This window comes from Photobacterium sp. GB-36 (genome assembly GCF_003026135.1).
Classification (GTDB): domain Bacteria; phylum Pseudomonadota; class Gammaproteobacteria; order Enterobacterales; family Vibrionaceae; genus Photobacterium.
On sequence record NZ_PYNY01000003.1, the window covers coordinates 132,196 to 154,741 of the forward strand.

The 22,546-nt window shown below is 38.5% G+C and carries 20 protein-coding genes and 1 other RNA gene; 9 read left to right on the top strand and 12 right to left on the bottom strand.

The features are described 5' to 3' along the window. Window positions 1-70: 70 nt before the first annotated feature. Complete coding sequence (locus C9J46_RS03915; RefSeq protein ID WP_233217676.1) at window positions 71-1,618, top strand: EAL domain-containing protein; 1,548 nt, start codon at window positions 71-73, stop codon at window positions 1,616-1,618. Between the two features lie 82 nt (window positions 1,619-1,700). On the opposite strand, the gene C9J46_RS03920 is transcribed toward C9J46_RS03915, so the two are convergent. From C9J46_RS03920 to C9J46_RS03930, 3 genes are all read right to left on the bottom strand, one after another. Next, window positions 1,701-2,189: a hypothetical protein gene (locus C9J46_RS03920; protein WP_005370451.1), complete on the bottom strand. Its 489-nt coding sequence runs from the start codon at window positions 2,187-2,189 to the stop codon at window positions 1,701-1,703. A gap of 362 nt (window positions 2,190-2,551) precedes the next feature. Then, window positions 2,552-3,466, bottom strand: a complete 915-nt coding sequence (locus C9J46_RS03925) for a hypothetical protein (RefSeq protein WP_146144052.1) — start codon at window positions 3,464-3,466, stop codon at window positions 2,552-2,554. A 47-nt stretch (window positions 3,467-3,513) separates the two neighbouring features. Further along, window positions 3,514-4,830, bottom strand: a complete 1,317-nt coding sequence (locus C9J46_RS03930) for a sphingomyelin phosphodiesterase (protein WP_107205542.1) — start codon at window positions 4,828-4,830, stop codon at window positions 3,514-3,516. Between the two features lie 192 nt (window positions 4,831-5,022). Here C9J46_RS03930 and C9J46_RS03935 point away from each other — a divergent pair, with 192 nt between their 5' ends. Both C9J46_RS03935 and C9J46_RS03940 read left to right on the top strand, forming a co-directional pair. Next, complete coding sequence (locus tag C9J46_RS03935; RefSeq protein WP_107290578.1) at window positions 5,023-6,405, top strand: trypsin-like serine protease; 1,383 nt, start codon at window positions 5,023-5,025, stop codon at window positions 6,403-6,405. A 104-nt stretch (window positions 6,406-6,509) separates the two neighbouring features. Next, window positions 6,510-6,866 (top strand): hypothetical protein, encoded by a 357-nt coding sequence (locus tag C9J46_RS03940; protein ID WP_107259372.1) that lies wholly within the window; start codon window positions 6,510-6,512, stop codon window positions 6,864-6,866. A gap of 342 nt (window positions 6,867-7,208) precedes the next feature. Here C9J46_RS03940 and ffs read toward each other — a convergent pair. After that, window positions 7,209-7,305: signal recognition particle sRNA small type (ffs, locus tag C9J46_RS03945), an RNA gene on the bottom strand. Between the two features lie 161 nt (window positions 7,306-7,466). Beyond that, window positions 7,467-8,201: a hypothetical protein gene (locus C9J46_RS03950; protein WP_107205539.1), complete on the bottom strand. Its 735-nt coding sequence runs from the start codon at window positions 8,199-8,201 to the stop codon at window positions 7,467-7,469. A 67-nt stretch (window positions 8,202-8,268) separates the two neighbouring features. Between C9J46_RS03950 and C9J46_RS03955 the strand changes: the two genes are divergently transcribed. Then, on the top strand, window positions 8,269-8,580 hold the full coding sequence (locus C9J46_RS03955) for an MGMT family protein (protein WP_107205538.1): 312 nt from the start codon (window positions 8,269-8,271) through the stop codon (window positions 8,578-8,580). A gap of 78 nt (window positions 8,581-8,658) precedes the next feature. On the opposite strand, the gene C9J46_RS03960 is transcribed toward C9J46_RS03955, so the two are convergent. Next, a complete protein-coding gene (locus C9J46_RS03960; protein ID WP_107205537.1) occupies window positions 8,659-9,081 on the bottom strand; it encodes a YbaY family lipoprotein in 423 nt (140 codons plus the stop codon). 125 nt (window positions 9,082-9,206) lie between these two features. Here C9J46_RS03960 and tesB point away from each other — a divergent pair, with 125 nt between their 5' ends. Further along, entirely contained in the window at window positions 9,207-10,064 is an 858-nt protein-coding gene (gene tesB, locus C9J46_RS03965) for an acyl-CoA thioesterase II (protein WP_107205536.1), read from the top strand. A 72-nt stretch (window positions 10,065-10,136) separates the two neighbouring features. Here the strand turns inward: tesB and C9J46_RS03970 are convergent, their stop codons facing one another. Continuing rightward, the gene (locus tag C9J46_RS03970) at window positions 10,137-10,598 is read right to left on the bottom strand and encodes an Lrp/AsnC family transcriptional regulator (protein WP_107205535.1); all 462 of its coding nucleotides are present in this window, start codon (window positions 10,596-10,598) and stop codon (window positions 10,137-10,139) included. Window positions 10,599-10,759: 161 nt separating this feature from the next. Here C9J46_RS03970 and C9J46_RS03975 point away from each other — a divergent pair, with 161 nt between their 5' ends. Then, window positions 10,760-11,830 (top strand): PLP-dependent cysteine synthase family protein, encoded by a 1,071-nt coding sequence (locus C9J46_RS03975; protein ID WP_045148102.1) that lies wholly within the window; start codon window positions 10,760-10,762, stop codon window positions 11,828-11,830. A 289-nt stretch (window positions 11,831-12,119) separates the two neighbouring features. Further along, on the top strand, window positions 12,120-12,815 hold the full coding sequence (gene queC, locus C9J46_RS03980) for a 7-cyano-7-deazaguanine synthase QueC (protein WP_107205534.1): 696 nt from the start codon (window positions 12,120-12,122) through the stop codon (window positions 12,813-12,815). Window positions 12,816-12,902: 87 nt separating this feature from the next. Here queC and prmB read toward each other — a convergent pair whose 3' ends face one another. Beyond that, window positions 12,903-13,835 carry a 50S ribosomal protein L3 N(5)-glutamine methyltransferase gene (gene prmB / locus C9J46_RS03985; RefSeq protein WP_005370403.1) on the bottom strand — a complete coding sequence of 311 codons (933 nt, stop codon included), beginning with the start codon at window positions 13,833-13,835 and terminating at the stop codon, window positions 12,903-12,905. A 53-nt stretch (window positions 13,836-13,888) separates the two neighbouring features. Between prmB and smrB the strand changes: the two genes are divergently transcribed. Next, on the top strand, window positions 13,889-14,419 hold the full coding sequence (gene smrB, locus C9J46_RS03990; RefSeq protein WP_107205533.1) for an endonuclease SmrB: 531 nt from the start codon (window positions 13,889-13,891) through the stop codon (window positions 14,417-14,419). A 57-nt stretch (window positions 14,420-14,476) separates the two neighbouring features. On the opposite strand, the gene C9J46_RS03995 is transcribed toward smrB, so the two are convergent. Together C9J46_RS03995 and sixA are read right to left on the bottom strand one after the other, a co-directional pair. Continuing rightward, on the bottom strand, window positions 14,477-14,839 hold the full coding sequence (locus tag C9J46_RS03995; protein ID WP_233217609.1) for a hypothetical protein: 363 nt from the start codon (window positions 14,837-14,839) through the stop codon (window positions 14,477-14,479). Window positions 14,840-14,876: 37 nt separating this feature from the next. After that, window positions 14,877-15,347 carry a phosphohistidine phosphatase SixA gene (gene sixA, locus C9J46_RS04000; RefSeq protein ID WP_107205531.1) on the bottom strand — a complete coding sequence of 157 codons (471 nt, stop codon included), beginning with the start codon at window positions 15,345-15,347 and terminating at the stop codon, window positions 14,877-14,879. A gap of 339 nt (window positions 15,348-15,686) precedes the next feature. On the opposite strand from sixA, the gene C9J46_RS04005 reads away from it, so the two are divergent. After that, complete coding sequence (locus tag C9J46_RS04005) at window positions 15,687-18,452, top strand: insulinase family protein (protein WP_107290579.1); 2,766 nt, start codon at window positions 15,687-15,689, stop codon at window positions 18,450-18,452. Between the two features lie 192 nt (window positions 18,453-18,644). Here C9J46_RS04005 and fadJ read toward each other — a convergent pair whose 3' ends face one another. Both fadJ and fadI read right to left on the bottom strand, forming a co-directional pair. Continuing rightward, the gene (fadJ, locus tag C9J46_RS04010) at window positions 18,645-20,765 is read right to left on the bottom strand and encodes a fatty acid oxidation complex subunit alpha FadJ (protein ID WP_107205529.1); all 2,121 of its coding nucleotides are present in this window, start codon (window positions 20,763-20,765) and stop codon (window positions 18,645-18,647) included. Further along, the gene (gene fadI, locus C9J46_RS04015; RefSeq protein WP_107205528.1) at window positions 20,765-22,075 is read right to left on the bottom strand and encodes an acetyl-CoA C-acyltransferase FadI; all 1,311 of its coding nucleotides are present in this window, start codon (window positions 22,073-22,075) and stop codon (window positions 20,765-20,767) included. The genes fadJ and fadI overlap by 1 nt, the downstream gene beginning before the upstream one ends. Window positions 22,076-22,546 lie beyond the last annotated feature (471 nt).

The following is a 22,546-nucleotide window of genomic DNA, read 5'->3' on the forward strand; positions in this document are numbered from 1 at the left end:
AATGGCAATAATATACTATAGAGGTATACTTTTAATTGGCGTTATTTAACAGTATGAAACAAACTTCATTATGTCATTTACAGTAAAAAAAATGTTTCAACTAGCTTTGTTAGCTCTTTTAATTGCTACGCCTATTACCTTTACATACTTAAATATTCGGTGTAGTAATTTAAGTAAAGATATTGCGAGCGCATTAAATAAAACGTTAAATAAACGTATTTCTAGCGTTTTAGATCTACCAGAGAACCAACCAGACGCTAAAAGTATGCATGATTTGGTGACATTGGTTCTTTCTTCTCGCTCTCTACGAAGTGTTGCCTACTTTCAAAACAATCATTACATCTATTCAGATCGTAATGCCTCTTTGCATACTCCAATTTCACCTAGCCTGATTGAACGATTAAAAAAGGATAAATTACCACTACTTTATCGCAAACGTAGCTCACTTGATCAGATCGATGAATTACATCTTGTCGTTAAAGGTAAAAAGGGCTTTTATCAGTTATTTATAAACGCACCTTATATGGATGACTGGTTAACTAATGCGGATGAGTATTTACGAGGTTATGTCGTTACCAATAGCGGGAATATATTAATTAATCATAAGAGAAACTATTTATTCCATAAGTCATACCATTCAACTCAATTTCCTTTTAAAGTGATTGTTGGTGCTAAACCTTCTCAGGTGTTATTGAGTATAGCTGCATTGTCTGCTTTTATTTTTATTTTGTGCATGTTCATTATCCTTATTATTAATTACATTCAAACTAATAACTTCTCATTTAAAAAGGATATAGACAGAGCAATAAAAAATAATGAGTTTATTCCTTATTATCAACCTATTGTGTGTAATAAAACTCACCAGATCATTGGAGCCGAATTACTCTGTCGCTGGCTATATCGTCATGCCAAATTGATCACCCCAAACCAATTTATTACAAAAGTAGAATCGAATGGGCAAATAAAACCAATAACGTTACAATTATTAAAACAGCTTTCAATTGATAAGCCTTTAATAGCTCATTCAAATAAAGATTTTTACGTTTCGATAAACGTTACTCTATCTATGCTCAACGATCCCAAATTTGTTGATGATGTCATATTGTTAATTAAGCAGAACCCGTCATTACAACAAGGCCTAGTCTTTGAAATGACAGAAAGAGAAAACACAACCAATGCATTTATCAAATTAGATAACATCATGCAGCGTTTTCGTAGCTTAGGTGTTCGTTGGGCTCTTGATGATTTTGGAACGGGTTTTTCCAGCCTATCAAGCTTAAAAGAGCTCAATTTTGATATTATTAAAATTGATAAACTGTTTGTAAATTCTGCTGATACAGATGCAGTCACAAGCTCAATTTTGAATAACATCGCTTCACTCGGAAAAGAGTTAGAATGTAAGTTAGTCGCAGAGGGTGTAGAGACAGAGACGCAGTTAAATACCCTAAAATCGTTGCTGATTGACTATACACAAGGCTTTTACTTTAGTGCTCCAACTAGCCGTTGTGGTTTTATCGCGTTTAAAATAGAGCATAATGAACTGATTCTAAAAACAATGGATAAATGCACAAAGCGTTGCGTTACATTGAACTATCATAGCCCTTCTATTGATATTTGACCCGTTAAAAATTTATCGTACTGCGTCACAATAAAAAAAGGGCTGATAATAATCAGCCCTTCGTATATATATTAAGTATCAATTAGATACCAGCACGCTTTAACAAGCCAGCCATTAATGCTGAGCTTGATTTCACTTGCTTAGACTTATTTTTAAACTCTTTAGCCAATGACACATCTTTAATTTCATTAGCAATATAAATCATAGAGTTGTACATATCTTTTGGCGTTTTTACACGATCTTTATCATTCAAAGGCTTCAACAACGTCACAACGTCTGCACCTTTCATTTTATTTTCAGTCGTGTATGCAAGCATTGATTCTAGTAGCTTATCCATATCTACCATAAACTCAGAGTTTTCAATGCCCTGCTTTTTCATTTCTTTCAGGTTTTTCTTACGTACCTGCTTAATCACAAATGCAGGTTGGTTAATTTTCTTATAACCATAAATACCGGCAATGATTAATAAAACCACGCCACCTGCTACATAACCCCACACTGAACCTGAAGACTCAGCAACTGGCTGAGCGACAGCAGCAATATTTGCAACAGACTCTGGTACATCAGACATATTTGTAACCTTTTTACTTTAGGAATTCGGAATGCGGCGAGACATTATCACCAACTCGGTAAACAACAATGTGTTTTATGAAAATTCAATTCAAATAGAGTGACCGAGTTCAAATGTGAGGCCATTCTGCCGTTTTCACTGACAAAAATAAAGCATTAATTGCACACTTTTTAACCACATTTTGTTAACTAGTTGTCTCACCACAAAAAGTTCGCACTATTATCTCATGCTATTTGTTATTTGCTATGAATAATTACCATGAAATATAAATTACCAATACAAATCGTGATCTTATCAACATTACTTTCAAAAATGCTCTGTCGGTGTGTGTTGCACAATTTATATAGCACATAAGTTATATATCATTGATAGTCAAAAAATCTCTTTTTAAATTCCCCGATCCGATCCTGATATACCCTCTGCCACTCATTATCAGATAACGTTCTATATTCATTATTACGCATACTTTCCAAACTCTTTTTTAACTCAAAAAGCTGTTTCTGGTATGTTTCAACTTCTTTCCTTTGATTTTTTATTTGCAGATCCCTTCTGTAAAAATCGGTTGTTTCTTGTTCATTTAAATAAAGCAAAGAAAGCTCTCTTACGAGCAATGCTCGCTCTTCCTCACTGTATGTATTAGGTATATTCCTTAGAGCATAATCAAATGTGGCACTTTTTGATTGAAAAAACATATCAAGGTTTGTCGCTGCCTGTTGTTCAAATATCCGGTTTAATTGTTCTATATATTCAGAAGGCGGGACTTGTTGCAATATCCTGCTTTCGGATCTAAAACGATAATATTTAAACTCTTCCTCAAATAAAAGATCAGTATATTCCCCCCAGACAGTCTCGTATTGTTGTCTAACTTGATTGACTTTTTCGTTAAAGGGAATTTCCATCGGAATACTTAGAGAAGCTAACAACCACTCATCTCTAAGTGATTCAAAGTCACTCAACAGCTTAAATAACGAGTAAGGTAATTGTTTTTCTAATTCTATTAATTGCCCATCGCATGTATGAGTCGACTTGCATTCAACCCAAAAATTGGTCATTTTATTTAATAACGCATTTCCCTTTAGTGATTGCAATTCGTCGCTGAGTACATGTATGCGCATAATCTTTTCATCAGTGCTCTCTTCAACCTTCTTCAATTCAAAATTATTGTGCTCATTTAAGGCTATTTCAGGTTCTATCAATTCGTTTACGTGGCTTTTTATAAGCCTGTCTGCTTTAACCGTTTTTGGCTCTATAACTTTTGCAGGAGTGATCAGCGTCATATAAACGACGCTGATAAGAAAAATTACGAAAACAAGCGCGAGCCATCTCATTGTGCAATTGTCGCCACAACAGGAAAGTGATCTGATAAATCCCAGTGATACCACAAACCAGAGGACGTAGAACGTGGAATATCAACCCTATTTGTATTTGATTCAACCTGACCATATTCAGTACTTACGACTACGTAGTCTAAATATTCAGAACTTGAGCTCGCATAGCTATTTATTGTCGGATCATAGGTTGCAGATGTATATCCGGTATAAGTAGGCTCATTTGCTCTCAATAGCATATGCATCCACTGGTAATCTTGTGTAAAGAATTTATTTTTATTTACATTAAAATCACCACTATAGATAACGACTTCATTATTTGGAATATTTTGCTTTCTAGCAAAACTATTAATTTCAGAGAATTGATAAATACGATCAACTCTAGCATCAATAGAATCAGTTGAAGCTGCATGAGTCGCAAATACATGATATGACTTACTACCTTTAACTACTTCAGCATAAACAGCACCTTTATCTGCTAAGCAATCTGTTCCGCTACAACGCGAGAATATATGGTAATCTGTTGCAACAATTGGATATCGGCTAACAATAATCACTCCTCCATCCATCGCATTAAATCCTGGAGCATCTAATACTTCGGTTTGATAAGGATACTCTGATGATAACTCTTGCAAGAAAGAATATCTTTCTCCAGAAAAAACTTCTTGGAAAGCAATAACATCATAATCTGATAAAAATTCTGGTAAGGCGTCTAATCTATCTGAAATATGAGAAGCAATAAATGGTAGAGCCCATATATTATAAGTCATCAACTTGAGGGAAGAGTCATCAGTAATTAGAGGTTCAGAGTGTTTAACTGGCGTTATAGTGTAATAAATATCGTCATAACCCGATGTTCTCTTAGCACGAAAAGCTAATTCAGCCGATAAGTCACTATAATCATGAGATGTAAATCTATAAATTGAATAACCAGATTTGTAAGAAGTATTTACATCAGCAGCACTTAGTTTGTATTTGAGAGAAGATCCCCACCAACTGCCTCGCATATATTGCTGTAAATTTACTTGTTTACCACTTTCGGAAGTGACTGATGTTGTAAAATAATATTTCTTTTTATTCTTAACGCCCCAGTTTCGATTAAAGCTTAATACTTTTTTCGTTTCCCATGGCATCAATGTTTGTGCATCCTGAGTCCATTCACTTCCTTCTCTTAATGTATCTCCTTTACCACTGTGACTGACATTTATGCTAAGAGTTTCAGAGGAGTTATTAGTAATATATATATAGGTATCTGAATAGCAATAGCTTGAAAACATTGCAAGTAAGGTAAATAAATAGGATTTAATGTTCATTGTTAACATCTCGTAGATGAAGACGGAATGTTGTTTAATTATAGTTCATTTAAAAAAATGACAATTAATCATATTAAAAAAACAAGTGTTATAAACATCTAATTTTATTAAATAAAAAAATAAATTTATTTTTTGAAATTATAAATCGAATAACACGGTCTTATTTAAGATATCCTAAAAAGGTTAGAAACAATGAAATTTTTAATTGTCTTATCAATGCTTCTTACTATTTCAACATCTCATTCAATTATTCTCTCTGAAAGCAAGTTTCAAGAAATTGGTGGAAATATTCATAATATCCCAGAAAGTATCAAAGTAGACAATGAAATACTTAGAGAAATGAGTTTACACCCTGAATATTTAACTGTAGGAAGTATAAGTTCTAAAAAAGGTCGATGTACTGCAACGTTATTAGGACAAGACAATAATGGATTTTCATATATTTTCACTGCTGCACATTGTATGAAATATAATAAAAACAAACAACAATCAGATATTAATGCAACATTTACATCTTGGAATAAAAGAACAATTGCAAAGGGGAAAGGTAAAATTTTTGTACCTAAACCACTAATTAGAAAACCATTATCACACAAAAATGATCACATCTATTATGATATGGCAATATTGAAACTACCGACTGTTGACATTTTATTAGATCAATTTGGTTTTCCTGTACCCTCTCCAATACTTAACGATAATTTTCTGAAGAAGAATGCTAAAGTGAGCTTTGTCGGTTACGGTTTATGGGGGATTGGGAATGACATATCAAACGATTACAAACCTGCATATGGACAACAACGTCGTTTATATGGTGAAAATATTGTAACGCATATCATATCTCAACATGCCTTTCTGATATGGCTAGTAAACAACAATAGTAACAAATGGGCCCTGCCAACCGCAGGTGATAGTGGTTCCGCTTGGTGGTATAAACATAAAGGCTTAAATGTTATGGTAGCCATTACGACTAAAGGCAAAGATAATCTTGCCTTGGGATCCAGTCTATCAAAGAAGATTGATTGGATTAAGAGTGTTTATAGCGATGTAAAACTTTTAAGTAGAACATTTCTGACCATAAAAAAAGACAATAATGCAGGAGAAGTTGGAGATTATTACCAGGTGAAAAAACAAGATGGTTGTTATAACTATTATGAACTATCTAAAATAACGAATGATAGCTATCGTAATCTGCCTGACTCCCATAATGACAATTCAAATTGGCAATTCAGAGGCCCATTTTTTGAACATAATAAACAAGACTTAGTTATGGGAGATATTTTCCTTTACGACAACTCTGAAAGTGGTGAACTAGAACTATTTAAACTCATTTCTCCCAATATTAACAATATAACAAAAACCATCCCAAAAGATCGTAGCGATAACAATTCTTGGATCTACATGAAAAAAGCGGATATAGAGTATAGCCAGTTAATTAACTGTTCTACATACAAAGATACTGTCTACAAAGAACCAACGTTAGAAGAAACATTAGCTGCCTTATCTGAGCTTCAAGAACTATTCAGTAATATTGTTTTTTTAGAGCAATTAGCGAATATGTACGATAATAACTAATAGGTATTATGAGTCTCTCAATGTATAAATATTGCTCAAAGCCACCTTTATAATATTCATGAGTAGGCTAGCCTTTAAATAACTTCTATTTTTTAAGGATATTTATGAAATTGGTTTATATTTATTTATTTCTCTTTTCTGCTGCTTCATTTTCAAAAGATACGATAAAAAAGACCTTTAACTTTAAAGAAAACAGAAGTGATATTATAGAAGAGTGCTTTAAAGCGCATACTAATGACGTTCTGCATTTTGAATTCAACAGCTTAGAAGATATTGATTTTAATATTCATTGGCATAAAAATGACGATATTTACTTTTTAGAAAAAATTTCTTCAATCAAGACGAACCTGAATAATTTTACAATACCTGAAGACGACTCTTACTGTATTATGTTCAAGAAACGAGGAGAAACAGATAACGAAATTCTATTGCAGTACTACATCGAGCCGTATAAAGCATAAATATTGATATTCATTCATCATTTTTAAACGTAAAGATAGTATAAACCTTCTGGCTACGCCTCTATAAAAGAAATATCTGGCGAGCATTCAAGATGGAAACAGGTATCAAACTCTAATCTTGATTCTACAGTTAAGACCTTATTCATCTTAGAGCTAACAAATTTGAAGATGTTTTTAACGCGGGAATGTCTTAGATTTCGCCTGTACATAACAACGCTCTTTTTTGTAGCTAAACTACAACAAAAATAGGTTATGCAGAGGTATGGTGCAAGTTATGCAGTGAGAAAGTAGAATTATGCAGAGGTATGGTGCAAACAACAGGAATAGCAGATGGGTGGAAGCCCCCACCAGCCACATCCCGGCACACACATCGCCTGCTGCGGTTGCTCCCTTCCGGGCCTGGCCGAGTTCACAAGTTAGTGTTGCGGGAGGACCAATGGGGGCCTCCATAGATTCTTTGTCTCTTGCGAGAACGGAGAAGATTATCTATTAAGCGCATCGATATTGCAAGTTGTTATATAGCAACAATCGTTCAAGTGTGTGTTATTTATCCAAACACTAAGATATTGAAAATAAAACCATCGCCTTGCTTCATTTAACTTACTCTTCTTCCTCAGGATCGTCTAATAAAGATTCACCAAGTAGCCCACCACCCAGTACCAGTAGCCAAGACACTAATATCGGATTAGCAACATCAAATTGCGGCATGATGACTAGCGTGGCAAAACCAACAGCAGGTAATACACAAGCCAATTTAGGGATCCATTCATCAAGATGTAATTTATTTAAAGACTGAAGTGCCGCAATAATACCGGTAACACTTAAAGCCAATAATGCAGCATGCTCCATGCCACCAACCCATAAGGGAACCACAAGTAAAAGCGGCCACCATGTATTGCCTTCAACAGGCCGCCAACTTCTAGCAGCAAACCAAATAATGGCAATACCAATAATTTGAATAATAGTCGCACCAATAGAGCCCGGCAGTTTACCCTCCGCTTGTAATGCCATTAAACCTGCATTCATGGCTAATACAATGGAGATCATCAATGAACCTAACTGCCAACATCCCTTAGGCGATGTGCAAATCATCAAAATCGGTAACATCATAAATAAGCTGACAGACAACGCGACAGGTTGTTCTGGCAATACATAACCAAATACACCTAGTCCAAACAATAATAGCCATGCCGCAACACCGCCCTGAGGTAGCAGCCATAATGCTGGGATCGCAAGGGCAAGAATAGGTAACTCTCCCTGACTATGCGCCAAGGCATTAACCCCTAATACGGTCAATAATAAAGTGACAATGATTAGTAATGTTTTATACAACATGGCAACACCTCCTTGCGTTATCCTGTTGTTTAAGAAAAGATGGTTTTTTTTATCTCTAATTATAAATATGGACGATTTTTCTCAGCAAATCTACAGCCAAGTGCATCAAATACCTATTGGTAAAATATCGACTTATGGCGATATTGCAAAATTTTCAGGATTTCCTGGCTATGCACGTCAAGTAGGCCGCTTACTCTCGAACCTTCCCCAAGGTTCAGCGTTGCCTTGGCACCGTGTTATTAATAGCCAAGGAAAGATCTCAATATGTGATAACGGTAGAGCTCGCCAAATAGCAGCATTGCGTAATGAAGGGATTATTGTGACGGAACAAGGACGAGTAAGCCTTAAAACATACCGTTGGGATGGGTACCCTGAATAGCAAAATGCCCGACTATCTTATTCAATCATAATAAATAGAATAAATCGGGCATTACTAATATTGTATAAAACGATTGGATTACACTTTCACCAATGGAATATCTAGGTGTGTGGTTTTTAACGGTTCAATGCTTAAATCTACTGTTGATTGATTACTGAACAATACTTCATCATTGATTTCAATCTTAGCAATAACACGATATGAGGTATCTGGCTTTAATTTACTTTTCACATAATTCAACGTGAAAGAAACAGGTGGCTGTTCACCTTCAGCTAAAAATGAATGTTGGCTGATAACTTTACTCGCACTATGATCAGCTTGAGTAGACTGTTCAACCAATGACACTATAATGCGTGCATTATTCGGTAACACTACACGCTCACGATAACTTACTGTTCCACTTAATGTTCCAACATCATTATCGGTCGGCATGAGGTTAGTACAAGCCGTGATCACTAATGCCGCAATCAAAACCCCAAACCATGCAAAAGAATTTTTCATATTCTTCTCTATTAATCCCTAATCTATATTGCTATAAAGCTCAAATATAATAAAACCAATCCAATCTCTATTTGAACTTGATTTCCCTAAATCGTACTGATAGTAACATAATTAATGGTGCTTAGATGAGTAAAGAACTGAATGAACTTCTCAATCTTCTACAATTAGAACAACTTGAGCTTGATCTTTTCAGAGGTCAAAGTGAAAACCTTGGCCTACCGCAAGTATATGGTGGACAAGTGATTGGGCAGTCCTTATCCGCAGCTAAGCAAACGGTTGAAAAAGAACGCTACTTACACTCCTTTCATAGCTACTTTTTACGCCCTGGTAATTCTGAAAAGCCAATTATATATGATGTAGAAAAACTACGTGATGGTAAAAGCTTTAGTACTCGTCGTGTAAAAGCAATTCAGAATGGTGAGCCTATTTTTTTCTTAACGGCTTCATACCAAGCCAATGAAGAAGGGTTTAACCACCAATCAACAATGCCCAATGTAGTAGGGCCTGAAGGTTTAGCATCTGAAACTCAACTTGTTGATGCCATTGCGCAATATCTACCACCTAAAATAGTGGAAAACTTTGGTAAGAAACGCCCAGTTGAAGTGCGTCCAGTAACTATTATTAATCCATTAAAGCCAACCATTGCTGAGCCTAAACAATATTTATGGATTAAAGCCAATGGCACAATGCCTGAAGATCTTAATATCCATCACTACCTATTGGCGTATGCATCTGATTGGGGATTTCTTGTCACATCAATGCATCCACATGGTGTGACGTTATTTAGCCCGAATATGCAAGTAGCAACCATTGACCATTCAATGTGGTTTCATCGTCCATTTAAGATGGATGAATGGCTGCTTTATGCTATTGATAGCCCATCAGCAAGTGGCTCTCGCGGTATTGTTCGTGGTGAGATTTATAACCAAAAAGGCGAACTTGTTGCATCGGCAGTACAAGAAGGCTTGATCCGTCAACGATAAACTTATCGGCTGAAGGTTAACGCAATCAAGGCAGCCACTAGTAATAAATAGTGGCTGCCTTGATTATATAACCTATACAGGTAATGCCGTGGTGTACTTAAGGGGTTCCATTGCAAATGTCGATGTTACATTCGTTAGTCCCTCAATACTGTTCACCAATTTCTTATAAAACAGATCAAAAGCCTGCATATCTGCTACTTGTACTTTCATCATGTAATCATAATCCCCCGCCATACGGTAAAATTCCATGACTTCTGGGAACTCTTCAACCGTATGAACAAAACCGTTATACCACTCTTTAGAATGATTACTGGTTTTAATCTGTACAAATGCTATAAAAGATAATCCTAGTTTTGCCGCATCTAATAGCGCAACACGTTGACGTAATATGCCATCTTCTTCTAAACGCTTTAGCCTTTTCCAGCATGGCGTGGTCGTTAAATTAACAGCTTCTGCTAATTCAGATAACGCTAGCGTTGCGTCTTGTTGCAACAAACGCAGTAATGTTCTATCTACAGCATCTAAACTTGACATCCCATACCACCAATAAGCAATTAAGTAGAAATATTTTCTAAATTTTATCGTTTTTTTGCAAAACAAAGCAAAGACTTTTCTCTGTAACTTGGTAATATAATTGTTAAGCAGTCAACATAAATACAACAACAATAATAAAATCAATACAGTGGAGTCACGCTATGACACAACAACTAAACAATCAATGGGTTAATAACGCTATTCGTAAAATTGATGCTGATTATCAACGCTCAGCAGACACCCACTTAATTAAATTAGAGTTACCTAGCCTAGACGGTATTGATATTTATCTTAAAGATGAAAGCACGCATCCAACAGGAAGCTTAAAGCACCGTCTTGCTCGTTCGTTATTCCTATATGCTTTATGTAACGGTTGGATTAAAGAAGGTACACCGATCATTGAATCATCATCAGGTAGTACCGCCGTTTCTGAAGCATATTTTGCACGTTTACTTGGGTTACCATTTATTGCTGTCGTGCCACGTAAGACAGCGTGTAAAAAAATAGAACAAATTAAATTTTATGGTGGTAGCGCTCATTTTGTTGACTCTCCTGCTGCAATTTATGACGAATCTCGCCGTTTAGCAAAAGAGTTAAATGGTCATTACATGGATCAATTTACCTATGCTGAACGTGCCACCGACTGGCGTGGTAATAACAACATCGCTAACAGTATTTTTGATCAAATGAAGTTAGAGCGCTTCCCTATCCCAAGTTGGATTGTAATGAGCCCTGGTACTGGTGGGACATCAGCAACAATTGGTCGTTATATTCGTTACCAAATGCAACCAACACAACTGTGTGTGGTTGACCCAGAGAACTCAGTATTCCACGACTACTTTATGCAGCGTGATAATACGATTACTGGCAACACAGGCAGCCGTATTGAAGGTATTGGTCGTCCTCGAGTTGAGCCAAGCTTTATTCCTGATGTGATTAATGAAATGCGTAAGATCCCAGATGCGGCAAGTGTTGCCACTGTTCACTGGTTAGAAAAAATTATTGGTCGTAAAGCCGGTGCGTCAACAGGTACAAACCTATTTGGTGTATTGCAAATCGCGGCTGAAATGAAACAACGAGGCGAAACAGGCTCTATCGTTACGCTATTGTGTGATAGTGGCGAGCGTTACCTCGACACCTACTACAACCCTGAATGGATCAGCGAAAATATTGGCGATTTATCAGCATATACCGAACAGTTAGAACAATTGGAAAAATTCGGTCAATGGTAAGTATCACGCTTCAATGAACAACCCCTTGGGGAGGTTAGCCACAGCGCCTCCCCCCTCTATTAAACTTTGTGTCTGTGTACGTTGAACGTTGATAAACCAAGTACTGCCTTAACTTGGATAATCTTTAAACGCGATACGTTATTTTGCCGTACTTTATGTGCGGCTTTTTTTCGTCTATTACATCTAAAACTTTGCAGCGGACAACAGCTGAGTTAGCATAGATAGACGTTCTAAAGAATGTCTATCTACCGACTGTTTCTCGGTAATTTTTCAAAAAAGGAACACCTATATGTCAAAAGCAGTTGTTGTTTTCAGTGGCGGTCAAGATTCGACTACGTGCCTTATTCAAGCTCTGGCGCATTACGATGAAGTGCACTGTATTACATTTGATTATGGTCAACGCCATAAATTAGAGATTGAAGTGGCAGAAGCTATTGCCAAAGATCTTGGCGTAACAGCACATAAAGTAATGGATGTCGGCCTATTAAATGAATTAGCCATTAGTTCACTAACACGTGACAATATTGCTGTCTCTCATGAACTACAAGAAAACGGATTACCGAACTCCTTTGTTCCTGGTCGTAATATTCTATTTTTAACCTTGGCTGGTATTTACGCCTACCAAATTGGTGCTGAAACCGTTATCACCGGTGTATGTGAAACTGACTTTTCTGGCTACCCTGATTGCCGTGATGAATTTGTTAAATCATTAAACCAATCATTAGTACTCGGGATGGATCGCCCATTAACGATTGCAACACCATTAATGTGGCTAAATAAAGCAGAAACATGGGCGCTAGCAGATCAATACCAAAAACTAGACTATGTTCGTGAAAAAACACTGACTTGCTATAACGGTATTATTGGTGACGGTTGTGGTGATTGCCCATCTTGTGATTTACGTCGTGCAGGACTTACTGATTACTTAGATCATAAAACCACTGTGATGAATGCTCTGAAAGCAAAGCAAGCGCAGCAAGCATAATAACCACTGAGTGACAAAAACGGCATGATGGTACAGAGAAAGTAACCATCATGCCGTTTTTCTTAATCGTGTTTAACTGCGCTTTAATTAGTCGCGAAAAGCCGCAAAATCATCTGCACAATCAACAAGCTGATCACGTGTTAACAAAAACACACCATGACCACCATTTTCAAACTCTAACCAGGTGAATGGAATATGCGGATATTGATCTTCCATGTGGATCATGGAGTTACCCACTTCACAGATCAAGAAGCCATCATCTTTTAGGTAATCGGGTGCATTGGCTAAAATACGACGCACTAAATCTAAACCATCAAACCCTGCCGCAAGACCGAGTTCAGGCTCGTGACGGAATTCATCTGGTAGACTATCCATATCTTCTTGATCCACATACGGTGGATTAGACACGATAAAGTCGTACTTATCTTTTGGTACATCACGAAGCAAATCAGAACGAAGTGGGATCACTTGTTGCTCTAAGCCGTGATCAGCGATATTCTGCTCAGCAACAGCCAGTGCTTCAGGTGAAATATCAACGATATCCACTTCCGCTTCTGGGAACATGTGTGCACACGCAATACCAATACAACCACTACCCGTACATAAGTCCATAATACGTGTAGGCTCTTGGTTTAAAAGTGGCTCAAAACGGTTTTCAATCAATTCGCCAATCGGAGAACGTGGAATAAGAACACGCTCATCAACGAAGAATTCCATACCACAGAAATAAGCAATATTTGTTAGGTATGATACGGGTGTACGATCGTCGATACGGCGAATAACGCGCTCAACAATACTCTGACGCTCACTACGAGTTAAACGAGAATCTCGAACTTCAGGTGGAACATCTAACGGTAAATACAATGTAGGAAGAACAAGCTGAACCGCTTCATCCCACGCATTATCGGTACCGTGACCATAAAATAGACCTGCGGCATTGAAACGACTTACCGTCCAACGTAACATGTCTTGCAATGTATGAAGTTCGTTGACAGCTTCGTCGACAAAAATCTTATCCAAAATAGCCTCCGAAAAACGCGACATTACCGCTATATAGTTGTTGGAATTTCATTATGAGTAAAAAAGATCCAAACCTTGATGAAGAGATGGCTCTCTTCAAAGATGCGATAAAAGGCGTAAAAAAGTTTTCGCATGATACCATAATCACGCCACGCAAACAGACTACAAAAGCTGATAAAGCAAAAGTCATGGGTAAAGAAAGTCAAAACCATGAATTTTATTTCTCAGATGAATTTGAGCCTCATCTTAATGAAAATGGCCCTGTGCAATATGCACGCGACGGCGTTTCTAAGTATGAAGTAAAAAAGTTACGTCGGGGTGTTTACGTACCTGACATTTATTTAGATATGCACGGCATGACGCAACAAGAAGCCAAGCGAGAACTCGCCGCTATGATTGCAGCCTGTATAAAAGAGAATGTGTCTTGTGCCTGTGTAATGCACGGTATTGGAAAGCATATTTTGAAACAAAAAGCGCCGATGTGGTTGGCACAACATCCAGATGTACTCGCTTTTCACCAAGCTCCCCTTGAATTTGGTGGGAATGGCGCACTACTCGTGCTTATCGAAATACCTGAAAGATAAAAGAACATCGAGTAAGCAAAACGCGCATCGCAATATCACTTACTCGGTTGTCCTATTTTAATAGCTTGGTTTTACTATATGTCCAACCTTCACTACTTTACCGTGATTAAATAGCGTCACTTCTCCAGTGGCGCATATTTTTAAACGTCGTTTAATCACGGTTTCATCGTAAAAGTATTCACAGTCATCATTTCGTGCACTATCAATACGCGCAAAAATACGAATAGGCCCTTCACCGATCGCATTGGAATAATTAGCAAAGGTTAATGTGCTTCCCGTACTCGATACATGCATGCCTTCTTTTCGTCCATCTGACCACTTGATCATACCATTTGCTGAAATACGAACAGGCTCAGCGGTAGAAGCGCAGCCCATTAGCAATATCGAAGTGAGAAAAGAAATTAACGATACTCTTACCATAACCAGCACTTACCTATTGTCCGTCATCAAAGCCATATTATTGTGGTACGTTTTGCCAAACCAATTCTGCATTATCCATGTCAGGGTCGTAATCAATCGCAGCAATGGCCGAAGTACTAAACATAGGGGGCTGTATGCCTGCCACCAACTCTGAGGTTAAATATCCCACCAGAGGTAGATGTGAAACTAATAGAACCGATTGTGGCTTTTCAACCCCAATCATTGCTTTTAAATAATCGACTACCGTTACAGCATCACCATAAGGGGTGATCTCATCACTCACTTGAACATTTGCAACCCCCGGTAATACACTTTCCATACATTGCCATGTTTGTTGCGCGCGTAAATACGTACTCACCAGTACAGTGTCTAATGGTTGATTTAATTGCTGGGCTAGCATTTCCGCCATCTGTTTTGATTGGCGTGAACCGCGCTCTGTCAACGGGCGCTCTGCATCACTCGCCGCAAAATTTTCAGCTTCACCGTGACGCATAATATAAATTCGCATAAGTTTCCGTTTCTCTTCGTTAAACAGGTCGTTCAATGAGTTGTGATAATGAGGCTTATTTTATTACTAATTGACATGCTAATGCATTTTTTTCAACGTATCTCTCTATCATGCTAGCAACTCCCTTTCATATCGCATACTCCTTACGCAAATTTGATAACGAATCCGTGACAAGGTTAGCCAACCTGAACAAATCATTTATTAAAATAGGATTAAGCCTTGACGTTGGGTTTTCATATCACGCTCATAACTACGTAAATAAAGTTAACTATCAGTTTGCCAGTCTGTGTATTGGAGGTCATAATTGATCCAATTCTCCTTTAAAAATAGGCTCTTCCTGTGCATATAAGCCCAAATGATCACAAGCAGTATCGCTATCTTACTTTAGCGAATGAACTACGCGTATTGCTGGTTCATGATGCTGAAGCGCCTCGCTCCGCTGCTGCCTTATCCGTCGAAATTGGTCATTTTGACGATCCTCTTGATCGTCAAGGTATGGCGCACTTTCTCGAACATATGCTGTTTTTAGGTACTGAAAAATATCCACGTGTTGGGGAATTTCAAACCTTTATCAATCGCAGTGGCGGCAGTAACAATGCATGGACTGGAACAGAAAACACGACGTTTTTCTTTGAAGTCAGCCCCCATGCTTTTAAAGAAGGATTAGATCGTTTTGGGCAGTTTTTCACTGCACCATTATTTAATGAAGAAGCCGTTGATAAAGAAAGACAAGCTGTTGATTCTGAATATAAATTAAAAATAAAAGATGATGTCCGCCGCCTTTATCAAGTACAAAAAGAAACCATTAACCCAGAGCACCCTTTTGCTAAGTTTTCAGTCGGTGATCTTACGACACTAGACGATCGTGATGGCAAATCTGTACGGGATGATTTAATAGCTTTTTACCATCAACATTATTCAGCGGATGCGATGGGTCTCGTCTTATTAGGCCCCCAACCATTAGATGAATTAGAACAATTCACGAATGACTTTTTTAGCCATATTCCAAAAACAGATGTTGTAAAAACACCGCTTACTACGCCGTTTGTGACCGAAAAACAACAACAACAATTTATTCAAATTGAACCAATTAAAGAACTACGAAAGTTAACGCTGTCATTTTCTTTGCCGTGTGTAGATGAGTTTTATACCGCGAAACCCTTATCTTATATTGCCCATTTACTAGGCAATGAAGGTCAAGGTAGTTTGATGTCAGTTCTCAAAAAACGGGGTTTTATTAATACCTTAACCGCCGGTGGCGGCGTTAGCGGCAGTAATTTCAGAGAATTTACCGTAGGTTTGAATTTAACGCCGAAAGGTCAAGATCACATTGACGAGATAGTCACTAGCGTTTTTCAGTGCCTTAAACTCATTAAGCTACATGGCTTAGCTCAATGGCGACAACAAGAGAAGAAAGCTGTACTTGAAATGGCTTTCCGCTATCAAGAAAAAAGCCGTCCATTAGATACTGTCAGTTATTTGGTTTTAAACCTGTTGCATTATAAACCGGAAGATATCATCTACGGTGATTATATGATGGAGCAATACGATCATACCTTAATCGAGCAGATCTTAGATTACCTTGAGCCGACCAATATGCGATTAACCTTGGTTGCTCAAGGTGGCCATTATGATCGCACAGCACAATGGTATGACACGCCTTACTCAGTAACACCATTTACCGCGGAACAAAAAGCGTTATGGCAAGATATTGAACTGGATCCTGAGTTAACACTACCCGAGCGCAATATATATCTTTGTGATAATTTTGAGCCTTTACCACTTGAACCTGGCTCAGAATTACCTCCTCAGTTAATTCAAGATTTACCTGGGTTTCGTTTATGGCATAAACAAGAACATGATTTCCGCGTACCTAAAGGTATAGTTTATGTTGCCATTGATAGCCCGCATGCGGTGAGTTCACCACGTAATATCGTAAAAACTCGCCTATGTGTTGAAATGCTATTAGAAGCGATAAATGAGACCGCTTATCCCGCTGAGATTGCAGGTATGTCGTATAATCTTTATGCTCACCAAGGGGGAGTGACGCTTCAGTTATCAGGCTTTAGTGAAAAACAACCTTTGCTTATGACGCTGATACTTGAGCGCTTTGCTGGGCGAAAATTTGATCACGATCGTTTCACCAATATCAAAGCACAAATGCTACGTAATTGGCGTAACGCAGCTGAAGATAAACCGATTTCACAATTGTTTAATCAGCTAACAGGATTACTACAACCCAATAATCCACCCTACCCTGTCATGATTGAAGCGTTAGAATCAATCGAGTTAGATGAGCTACCAAGCTTTGTTGATGAAATGTTCGCAGAGCTTCATATTGATACTTTTGTATATGGCAATTGGCTTAAAAAAGATGCGTTAGCATTAGCTGAAATATTAAAAGATGCATTCCGAGTGACTGACCAACTTTATGGTGAATCACAACGTCCGCTGGTACATTTAGACAATGCGGGTACATTAACGTATGAGTTAGATTGTAATCATGAAGATTCAGCAATCTTAATGTATTACCAATCTCAGGAAACCACACCTGAGCAAATTGCGATTTATACGTTAGCTAATCATTTAATGTCGACCACGTTCTTCCATGAGTTACGCACGAAACAACAACTGGGTTATATGGTAGGAACGGCCAATCTACCGCTTAATCGTCATCCAGGGTTGATCTTATATATTCAATCACCTGTTGCCGATCCAAGTTACTTATCAGAGGCAATTGATGATTTTACCAATGCTTTTGCACTCGTATTGCTCGAATTGAATGAAGCGCAATGGCAAGACAGTAAGCAAGGTTTAATTGCTCAAATTTCAGAGCCAGATACTAATTTACGATCTCGTGCTCAACGGTTTTGGGTAAGTATCGGCAATAAAGATGAAACGTTCCAACAACGTCAGCGTGTTGTTGATGCGCTTAAACAATTAGATCGTGTAGATATGATCAAATTTGTTGTTGATACCATTAAACCAAGAACAGCGAATAGATTAGTCATGTATTACAAAGGCAAAGCGCATAGTGATTACGCACCTTTAGAGATAGGTCAACCAATTGAATCAGTGACAGAATTTCAAGATAATGCTTATTAAGCTGGCATGACTCGTCTAACAATTAAGACGACCGTCTACATAACGAGCCATATTTACAAATAAGTGTTAAATATGGCTTTTTGTCTATTGTCATTCGTTGTGTATAACATTTATTAAGAGAATTAAGGCTTTATTGAATAGCAAAAAAAACCGATGGCCTAAGCTCATCGGTTTTTTTCATTAATCTATTGGCTAATAGAACGTTTTCTCTTCTTTGGCCATATCAAGTAATCGCTCGCACGGTTTAAAACGATCACCATACTTATCTGTGTACTCGTTTAGCATATCAACAACACGCGTTATCCCAATATGATCCATATAACGGAATGGCCCGCCTAGGAACGGTGGGAAGCCGATACCGAAAATAGCGCCAATATCGCCATCTCTTGCCGAACGGATCACACCTTCATCTAAACACCTTGCTGCTTCATTCAGCATCATTAAACTACAACGAACCGCGATTTCAGTTTCAGATTCTTTAATCTTTGGTTCCAACTCAAGAAGCTTATAAACCGACTTATCGACTTCTTTTTTCTTGGTATTATAACGATAAAAACCTTTACCGCTTTTACGTCCCTTGCGATTATCCTTCAGCAATAAATCAAACACATCTGGTGCTTCAAATCGTTCACCGAGTTCAGCTAACAGAATAGGACTTATCTTCGCGCCGATATCAACACCAACTTCATCCAATAATGTGATTGGCCCAACAGGGAAACCAAAGTTAAGTAAAGCTGTATCTATATGTTCAATCGGCTCACCACTAAGAAGTACGCGTGCCGCTTCATTCATATAAGGCGCTAGTATACGATTAACATAGAAGCCTGCTTTATCACCGACCACTATCGGGGTTTTACCTTGTTTTTTCGCCAAGGCTACAACCGTTGCAATCGTCTCTTCTGACGTTGCACTCCCTGTTTCCGTGCCTTGATGTGGAATGACCTCAACCAATGGCATTTTTTCTACAGGACTAAAATAGTGAAGACCAACAACATTCTCAGGATGCTCTGCCGCTTGTGCTATTTGATTGATCGGCAATGAGGATGTATTCGTGGCAAAAATTGTGGTTGGTTTTGCATGCTCTTCAACATCTTTTACCATTTGATGTTTGAGCGCTAAATCTTCAAATACCGCTTCAATCACGACATCGGCCTGATTAAAGCCAGTAAAATCAGTCCCACCTGTTATCGTTAGCATTTGTTTTTGTAATGTGGCTTTCGAGATAATTTTACGCTTACGTTTTTTCTCAAGTAGCTTGAAATTGTACGCTAGCGCATTTTGGATACCATCATTACTAATATCTTTGATCCGTACCGGATAACCTGCTTTCGTTGCTGTAACATGACTAATACCGCCGCCCATTAAACCGCCACCCAATACAGCGACTCGTTCGACAGTTAATGGCTCAGCCTCTGAACCCGTTTCTTTTTTCATTGCTGTTGTGGCAAAAAAGATACTACGAAGCGCGGCGGATTCCGGTGACATCACCAATTCACCAAATACTTTAGCCTCTTGTTCTAACCCTTTTTCCATCCCATGCTGTAAACCATATTTCACAACTTCTAAAATGGCATCAACAGCAGGATAATTCCCACGTGTTTTCTCATGTGCTTTTTTCGCCGCTTGATCAAACACTACTGAGCGACCTAATGGATTTCCGCCCAATGCCCAATTTTGCATGGATGATTTGCGGCTAGGTTTTGGCGATAAAGCCATTTGCTCGGCAACATTTAATAAAATACTTTCAGGGACAACTTGATCAATCACCCCCAATTTCACCGCTTTTTTCGCGCGTAATTGCTTACCCGATAAAATCATGTCAAGCGCATTAGCTACGCCAATCAAACGAGGTAAACGCTGAGTACCGCCAGAGCCCGGGAGTAATCCCAACTGTACTTCAGGTAAACCTAATCGGGTTTTATCACCATCACTACAAACTCGGCTATGGCAAGCAAGAGCAAGCTCTAAGCCGCCCCCTAAACATGGGCCGTGAATCGCTGCAACCACATGAAAAGGCAGTTGCTCTAACTGTGAAAATAAAACCTGTCCTTTTACAGCTAAGGCTTGTGCCTCTTGTGCTGTTTCACAGGCTGACAACATGCGAATATCAGCGCCAGCGACAAAGTTATCAGGCTTACCTGAATAGACAACAAGCCCTTTAATATCAGAACGTGCTTTAAGCTCTGCGAGCACTGATGTTATTTGCTCTGAAAATTCAGCTTGTAAGGTGTTCATTTTCTCGTTTGGCACATCTATTTTTAGCCAAGCAACACCATTATCTTTGTACGATAAACTAAATGCAGATTGCGTCATTATTCAGCCTCCAAAATCATTGCCGCACCTAAACCACCAGCTGCACATGCCGTATTCAATGCAAAGCCACCACCACGACGTTTTAACTCACGCAAAGTTTGGGTGATCATACGTGCGCCTGTTGCTGCAAATGGATGCCCGTAAGCCAATGAGCCACCTAACACATTGAATTTATCCATATCAACTTCACCAATCGCATCAATACGGCCTAACTTTTCACGCGCAAACTTAGTAGAAGCAAACATTTTTAAATTTGCTAATGTTTGGGCAGCAAAAGCCTCATGCATGTCAATCAAGGTAAGGTCAGATAAATTTAAACCTGCACGTTCCAGTGCAACAGGTGTCGCGTAAGAAGGTCCCATCAGCATATCGCTTTCAACCCCTATTGCGGAAAACGCGTAGGAACGAATATACCCTAATGGTGTTAGTCCTAATTCCTTAGCTCGCCCTTCTCGCATCATCAGTATTGCGGCTGCGCCATCCGTTAATGGGGTCGCATTTGCTGCTGTGACTGAGCCATATTTACGATCAAAGGCTGGCCGTAATTTGGCATAAGATTCAAGAGTCGATTCTTCACGAATGTTGTTATCTTTATCTATCCACTGGCGATAAGGTTGTGGGAATGCCGTCATCACTTCATCACGGATCAATCCATCTCGCCATGCTTGTGCCGCTAATGTGTGTGAACGGTGAGCCAATGCATCTTGCTCTTCACGACTAATACCATGTGTTTTTGCCATCTGCTCTGCGGTTTGTCCCATGCTCAATCCTGTTGAATATTCAGCAACGGCAGGCGGCACAGGCATTAAATCTTTCATGTTAAGAGAACTTAATAACTTAAGCCGTTTTGACATGGTTTTCGCCTTGCTAAGTGCAAGTAATGTAGCAGCCATTTTTTTACTTACGCCAATGGGTAATACCGATGATGAATCAGCACCACCTGCGATACCAATATCGATCGTGCCTGAAATAATACTTTCGGCAACATTCGCAGCGGCTTGAAAACTAGTGGCACAGGCACGGGTAACACTGTAAGCATCAGTATGAATGTTCATACCAGTACCCAATACAATCTCACGCGCGATATTTGGCGCTTCTGGCATTTGTACCACTTGCCCAAACACCACTTGATCAATAAGCATCGGATCAAAATCAAGCGTTTGTAGCATATCATTGACAACCAGCTTTCCGAGATCCAAAGCAGGAACACCATCGAAAGCGGTAGATTGACGAGCAAATGGAGTACGTAAACCGCTAACAACGGCAATACGTTCCCCTTGACGAGTAGTAAGATTTTGGAGACGTGTCATCGCAACTCCTTTTGATAATTTGGCTTACAGTAAGCCGTTTGGCACACCGTGCAATAGAGGTCAGACCTCACAATTGTAAGCCAAATGTTACCAAATTCAATCAAGTGTTTAAATTTAACGGAAGAAGTGTCAAAGATTGTGATCTATCCTCTCAGTTTTAAAACGATATTAAGCGGAAAAATGCAGATAATTAGAGAGAGAATTAGAAAAGATGTAAAAATAGAGGTCAACAAAGATAAAAAGGCAAAAAAAAACCATACCTTATAAGGTATGGTCATAATTCACGCGGAAAGCAATCTGCGTAATGAATAAGTCAATCAACATAAAGCTAATTGCAAATCAGGAAAACCTGATAGGAGAAAGTAAAGTCAGCCTTCAAAAGGAAGTTGTCATCTTGCTCAACAGATAGCATTACAATAGCCGGTTTTGCAACCCACCATCTCGCTATCAGATGACGCAGTCACTATAACG

Excerpts from the sequence above, each read along its gene's own strand:
- fadI (WP_107205528.1), bottom strand. The coding sequence starts at position 22,075 with ATGACACGTCTCCAAAATCTTACTACTCGTCAAGGGGAACGTATTGCC.
- fadJ (WP_107205529.1), bottom strand. The coding sequence starts at position 20,765 with ATGACGCAATCTGCATTTAGTTTATCGTACAAAGATAATGGTGTTGCT.
- C9J46_RS03920 (WP_005370451.1), bottom strand. The coding sequence starts at position 2,189 with ATGTCTGATGTACCAGAGTCTGTTGCAAATATTGCTGCTGTCGCTCAG.
- sixA (WP_107205531.1), bottom strand. The coding sequence starts at position 15,347 with ATGCGAATTTATATTATGCGTCACGGTGAAGCTGAAAATTTTGCGGCG.
- C9J46_RS03975 (WP_045148102.1), top strand. The coding sequence starts at position 10,760 with ATGACACAACAACTAAACAATCAATGGGTTAATAACGCTATTCGTAAA.
- C9J46_RS03955 (WP_107205538.1), top strand. The coding sequence starts at position 8,269 with ATGGACGATTTTTCTCAGCAAATCTACAGCCAAGTGCATCAAATACCT.
- C9J46_RS03960 (WP_107205537.1), bottom strand. The coding sequence starts at position 9,081 with ATGAAAAATTCTTTTGCATGGTTTGGGGTTTTGATTGCGGCATTAGTG.
- C9J46_RS03930 (WP_107205542.1), bottom strand. The coding sequence starts at position 4,830 with ATGAACATTAAATCCTATTTATTTACCTTACTTGCAATGTTTTCAAGC.
- C9J46_RS03915 (WP_233217676.1), top strand. The coding sequence starts at position 71 with ATGTCATTTACAGTAAAAAAAATGTTTCAACTAGCTTTGTTAGCTCTT.
- C9J46_RS03925 (WP_146144052.1), bottom strand. The coding sequence starts at position 3,466 with ATGACGCTGATCACTCCTGCAAAAGTTATAGAGCCAAAAACGGTTAAA.
- C9J46_RS03950 (WP_107205539.1), bottom strand. The coding sequence starts at position 8,201 with ATGTTGTATAAAACATTACTAATCATTGTCACTTTATTATTGACCGTA.
- C9J46_RS03940 (WP_107259372.1), top strand. The coding sequence starts at position 6,510 with ATGAAATTGGTTTATATTTATTTATTTCTCTTTTCTGCTGCTTCATTT.
- queC (WP_107205534.1), top strand. The coding sequence starts at position 12,120 with ATGTCAAAAGCAGTTGTTGTTTTCAGTGGCGGTCAAGATTCGACTACG.
- C9J46_RS03970 (WP_107205535.1), bottom strand. The coding sequence starts at position 10,598 with ATGTCAAGTTTAGATGCTGTAGATAGAACATTACTGCGTTTGTTGCAA.
- C9J46_RS03935 (WP_107290578.1), top strand. The coding sequence starts at position 5,023 with ATGAAATTTTTAATTGTCTTATCAATGCTTCTTACTATTTCAACATCT.
- tesB (WP_107205536.1), top strand. The coding sequence starts at position 9,207 with ATGAGTAAAGAACTGAATGAACTTCTCAATCTTCTACAATTAGAACAA.
- C9J46_RS03995 (WP_233217609.1), bottom strand. The coding sequence starts at position 14,839 with ATGGTAAGAGTATCGTTAATTTCTTTTCTCACTTCGATATTGCTAATG.
- smrB (WP_107205533.1), top strand. The coding sequence starts at position 13,889 with ATGAGTAAAAAAGATCCAAACCTTGATGAAGAGATGGCTCTCTTCAAA.